This is a genomic window from Cereibacter changlensis JA139, assembly GCF_003034985.1.
GTDB lineage: Bacteria > Pseudomonadota > Alphaproteobacteria > Rhodobacterales > Rhodobacteraceae > Cereibacter > Cereibacter changlensis.
This window is the reverse complement of sequence record NZ_PZKG01000221.1, coordinates 1-4,357: the sequence shown is the minus strand read 5'-3', so window position 1 is coordinate 4,357 and position 4,357 is coordinate 1. Positions and strand designations below refer to the sequence as shown.

5 protein-coding genes and 1 pseudogene are annotated in these 4,357 nt (G+C 70.8%); all 6 read left to right on the top strand.

Going from position 1 to position 4,357, the window contains the following annotated elements; genetic code table 11:
- Positions 1-847 (top strand): annotated as a pseudogene (locus C5F48_RS25380) (NADH-quinone oxidoreductase subunit NuoG); the annotation flags it as partial.
- On the top strand, positions 844-1,806 hold the full coding sequence (nuoH, locus tag C5F48_RS22145) for an NADH-quinone oxidoreductase subunit NuoH (protein ID WP_107665907.1): 963 nt from the start codon (positions 844-846) through the stop codon (positions 1,804-1,806). The pseudogene C5F48_RS25380 and the gene nuoH, both read left to right, overlap by 4 nt.
- A complete protein-coding gene (nuoI, locus tag C5F48_RS22140) occupies positions 1,803-2,318 on the top strand; it encodes an NADH-quinone oxidoreductase subunit NuoI (RefSeq protein WP_107665906.1) in 516 nt (171 codons plus the stop codon). Before nuoH ends, nuoI begins: the two co-directional genes overlap by 4 nt.
- A complete protein-coding gene (locus C5F48_RS22135; protein ID WP_107665905.1) occupies positions 2,315-2,800 on the top strand; it encodes an NADH-quinone oxidoreductase subunit J family protein in 486 nt (161 codons plus the stop codon). The genes nuoI and C5F48_RS22135 overlap by 4 nt, the downstream gene beginning before the upstream one ends.
- Before the next feature lie 5 nt (positions 2,801-2,805).
- Positions 2,806-3,105: an NADH-quinone oxidoreductase subunit NuoK gene (gene nuoK, locus C5F48_RS22130; protein ID WP_107665908.1), complete on the top strand. Its 300-nt coding sequence runs from the start codon at positions 2,806-2,808 to the stop codon at positions 3,103-3,105.
- A 1-nt stretch (position 3,106) separates the two neighbouring features.
- A partial coding sequence (locus C5F48_RS22125; protein ID WP_308812776.1) for an NADH-quinone oxidoreductase subunit 5 family protein occupies positions 3,107-4,357 on the top strand: 1,251 nt, incomplete at its 3' end.

The window sequence follows — 4,357 nt, the reverse complement described above, 5'->3', positions numbered from 1 at the left end:
GCTGGAGACGCCGCTGACCGCCCGCGCCGATCTGGTGCTGCCGGTGGCGGCGCAGGCCGAGGCGGCGGGCACATTCGTCAACCACGAGGGCCGGGCCCAGCGCTTCTTCGCAGGCCGCCCGTCGGAGCTGCCCGCGGCATGGCGGCTGCTGGCGGCCCTGGGCGGCAAGTCTTCAGACAGCTTCGACGCGCTGCTGGCGCGGATCGCGGCGGAGATCCCGGCGTTGGCAGGCATCGTCGACGCGGCTCCGGCAGCCGACGCAGGGCCGATCCCGCGCGCCCCCGCCCGCTGCTCGGGCCGCACCGCCGACGACCTCGCCGGCCGCGTGGCGGAAGGCCAGCCGCACAACGACCCGGACTCGCCTTTCGTCTGGTCGATGGAGGGCAAGGCCGCGCCGCCCGCCCTCCTCCCTGCCCCGCAGCGCGCCGGGATGCATTCGGTCAGCGCCGTCTATCAGGCGATGGAACGGATCGGCGGCCCGTTGAAGGGCGGCGATCCGGGGGCCCTGCTGCTCACCCACGCCGCCCCGGCAGGCCCCGCCCTGCAGGATGCCCGACCGGCTGGCGAAGGGCTGGTCCTCCTCCCGCTGCACGATCCCTTCCGCGGCAGCGAGACCGATGCGGCGAGCGCCATCCTCGCCGCCCGCGCCCCAGCCCCAAGGCTGGTGCTGCACCCCGAGGACGCCGCCGCGCTCGGCCTCGCCGAAGGCGCCGCTGTCCGGCTCGACGGCCAGCCCTGCCCCGCGCCGCTGAGCCTCGATCCGGCGCTGCCGCGTGGCCATGTCGGCGTCTCCGCCGGCCTCACCGCCCGCGGCGCCCGCCGCGTCATGCTGGAGGTCCTGGCATGACGCTGCTCGCCTGGCTCCTCCTCGCCACCGCCTCGATCGTCCTCCTCGCGCTGCTCATGGTCGCCGCCGGGGTCTTCACCTGGGTCGAGCGCCGGGTGCTCGGCTTCCTGCAGGAGCGGCTCGGGCCGAACCGGGTCGGGCCCTTCGGCTTCCTGCAATGGGTTGCCGACACGGTGAAGCTGATCACCAAGGAAGATGCAGCCCCCGCAGGGGCCGACCGCGCGGCCTATATCCTCGCCCCGGCCTTCGCCGCGATCCCGATGCTGACGGGCTTCGGCGTGGTGGCCTTCGGCGAGGGCTGGGCGGTGGCCGATCTCGACATGGGCGTGGTCTTCGTCATGGGGATGCTGGCGCTGACCGTCTATGCGCTGGTGCTGGGCGCCTGGGCCTCGCGCAACCGCTATGCCATGCTGGGCGGCCTCCGGGCGGCGGCGCAGATGCTGGCCTACGAGAGCTTCCTCGGCCTGTCGCTGATGGGCGTGGTGCTGATGGCGGGCAGCTTCCGGATGTCCGACATCGTCGCGGCGCAGGACGGCCTCTGGTTCATCCTGCTGCAACCCCTCGGGGCCGCGCTGTTCTTCACCGCCGGCATCGCCGCGGCGCACCGCCTGCCGTTCGATCTGCAGGAATCCGAGAACGACATCGTGGCGGGCTTCATGACCGAGTATTCCGGGATGAGCTTCGCGCTGTTCTTCCTCGGCGAATACATCGCGGTGATGCTGGTCGCGGCCCTTGGCACCACGCTGTTCCTCGGTGGCTGGTACGGGCCGCTGCTGCCCGGCCCGATCTGGTTCGGGCTGAAGGTCGGCCTGATCTGCCTTGCCTTCATCTGGATCCGCGCCGCCCTGCCGCGGCCGCGCTACGACCAGCTGATCGGCTTCGCCTGGAAGGTCGCGCTGCCGCTGGCGCTCCTGAACCTGCTCGTCACCGGCTGGATCGTCGTTGGGAGGGCCGGATGAAGACCGTAGCCGACAGTCTCTGGCGCATCGGGCGGATGCTCTTCGCCCCGAAACGCACCCGCGAATACCCCGAGGTGAAGCCCGAGCTTCCGCCCCGCTACCGCGCCCGCATCGTGCTGACCCGCGATCCCGACGGGCAGGAGCGTTGCGTCGCCTGCAACCTCTGCGCCGCCGTCTGCCCGGTCGACTGCATCGCCGTCGAGAAGGCCGAGACCGAGGACGGGCGCTGGTATCCCGAGACCTTCCGCATCAACTTCGCCCGCTGTATCTTCTGCGGCTTCTGCGAAGAGGCCTGCCCGACCTCGGCGATCCAGCTCACCCCGGATTTCGAGCTGGCCGATTACCAGCGCGCCTCGCTGGTCTATGACAAGCCCGACCTGACCATCGCCGGCGAGGGCAAGCACCCCGGCTACCGCTATTGGGATGTCGCGGGCAAGGTGATCGCCGGCAAGGCCAAGGGCGAAGGCGCGCAGGATGCGCCGCCCATGGATCCGAAGGACCTGCGGCCATGAGCGGTTTCATCGCCCTCTGGTGCGCCTCGGCGGCGCTGGCCTCGGCGCTGCTCGCGGTGACGCGGCCCGGCATCGTGCACGGGCTGATGTGGCTGGTGGCGGCGCTTCTGTCGCTGGCGGGCTGCTTCTACGCGCTGGGGGCCAGCTTTGCCGGGGCGGTGCAGGTGCTGGTCTATGCCGGCGCCATCGTCGCGGTCTTCGTCTTCGTGGTGATGACGGTGGACGCCACCCCCGAGGCGCTGGCCGAGGAACGCGCGCGACTGTCCGGGGCTTGGCGGCTGCCGGCGGGTGTGGTGGCGTTGGTGGCGCTGCCGCTGCTGCTGGGTCCGAACAGCACGGGGCTGGAGCCCGGCCCCGCGACAGTGCCGCTGAAGGCGCTGGGGGCGCTGCTGTTCGGGCCCTGGGCCATCGGGGTGGAGATCGCCTCGGCGCTGCTTCTGGCCGCGCTGATGGGCGCAAGACATCTGGGGAGACGGCGGTGAGCGGGATGACCTTCATGGCGCTCTTGGGGATCGCGGGCGGGCTCTTCGCCACCGGCCTCTTCGGCGTGCTGGCGCGGCGGACGGTGCTGTTCCAGCTGATCTCGCTCGAGATCATGCTGGGCGGCCCGGCGCTGGCCTTCATCGCCTCGGGCAGCTTCCACGGCGACGCGCAGGGTCAGGGGATGTTCGTCCTGATCCTCGTGCTGGCGGCGGCCGAGGTGGCGCTCGGTCTCGCGCTCTATCTCGCGCTGCGCCGGGTTGCCGGGACCGACGACAGCGACGCCCTCGACCGGTTGAGGCGCTGAGATGCTGGACTGGCTCACATGGTATCACATCCTCCTCCTGGTGCCCTCGCCGCCGCTGGCCGCCTTCCTCGTGCTCGGACTCGACCCGTTCAAGCTGGGCAAGCGGGCGGTGCAGGGCATAGCGCTGCTCGGCGGGGTCGCGCCCTTCCTCGTGATGGCGCCGATGACCGGCTTCTGCATCGCCGGCTCCTGCAACGGCATCGTGCCGGTCTTCACGCTCTACTTCGGCCAGTCCGAGGTTGCGCTGGCGCTGCTGCTCGACCCCCTGAGCGCGCTGGTCGGGATCACCGTGGCCACCATCGGCGCGGCGGTGATGACCTATGCGGTCGATTACATGTCGGACGCAAAGATCGCCGACCTGCGCCGCTTCTTCGCGCTGATGAACCTGTTCCTCGCCGCCATGCTGACCATGGTTCTGGCCGATGACAGCATCACCTTCTTCTTCGGCTGGGAGCTGATGGGGCTCTGCTCCTTCTTCCTGATCGCCTACAACACCGGATCGTCGCAGGCCATCGCCGCCGGGCGCAAGGCCTTCATCATCACCCGCGTCGCCGACGCCTTCCTGCTCGCTGGCCTGCTTCTCCTGTTCCTCGAGGCGAACTCGGTCCGGCTGGAGACGCTGATCCCGGTCGGCGCCGCCATCGACGGCAGCCGCCGCACCATCATCGCGCTGCTGCTCTTGGGCGGCGCGCTCGGCAAGTCGGCGCAGGTGCCGTTCCACACCTGGCTGCCCTCGGCCATGGCCGGGCCGACGCCGGTCTCGGCGCTGCTGCATTCGGCGACCATGGTGGCGGCCGGCGCCTTCCTTCTGGTGCGCTTCGCCCCGGTGCTGGATGCCGAGCCCTTCGTGCGCAACCTGACTGCGCTCTGCGGCGTGATCACCGCCGGTTTCGGCGCGCTCCTGGCGCTGTTCCAGACCGATGTGAAGCGGCTCCTCGCCTATTCCTCGATCAGCCAGGTCGGCTTCATGATCTTCGCCGTCGGCCTCGGCGCGCCCGAGGTGGCGGTGGCGCATTTCGTAGTTCACGCCATGTTCAAGTCGCTGCTGTTCCTCGCGGCGGGTGACATCACCCACGGGTCGGAGTTCGGCACCAGCATGGTGGCGATGCAGGGCGCGCTGCAACGCCGCCCGGCGAGCTTCGCCACCTACGTCGTCGGCGCGGCCTCGCTGGCCGGGGTGCCCTTCATCACCGCCGGCTGGTGGTCGAAGGAAGCGATCCTCTCGCGCGCCTGGAACCTCGGCCTGCCCGGC

Coding starts and splice junctions, on each gene's coding strand:
- nuoH (WP_107665907.1), top strand. CDS start 844: ATGACGCTGCTCGCCTGGCTCCTCCTCGCCACCGCCTCGATCGTCCTC.
- nuoI (WP_107665906.1), top strand. CDS start 1,803: ATGAAGACCGTAGCCGACAGTCTCTGGCGCATCGGGCGGATGCTCTTC.
- C5F48_RS22135 (WP_107665905.1), top strand. CDS start 2,315: ATGAGCGGTTTCATCGCCCTCTGGTGCGCCTCGGCGGCGCTGGCCTCG.
- nuoK (WP_107665908.1), top strand. CDS start 2,806: ATGACCTTCATGGCGCTCTTGGGGATCGCGGGCGGGCTCTTCGCCACC.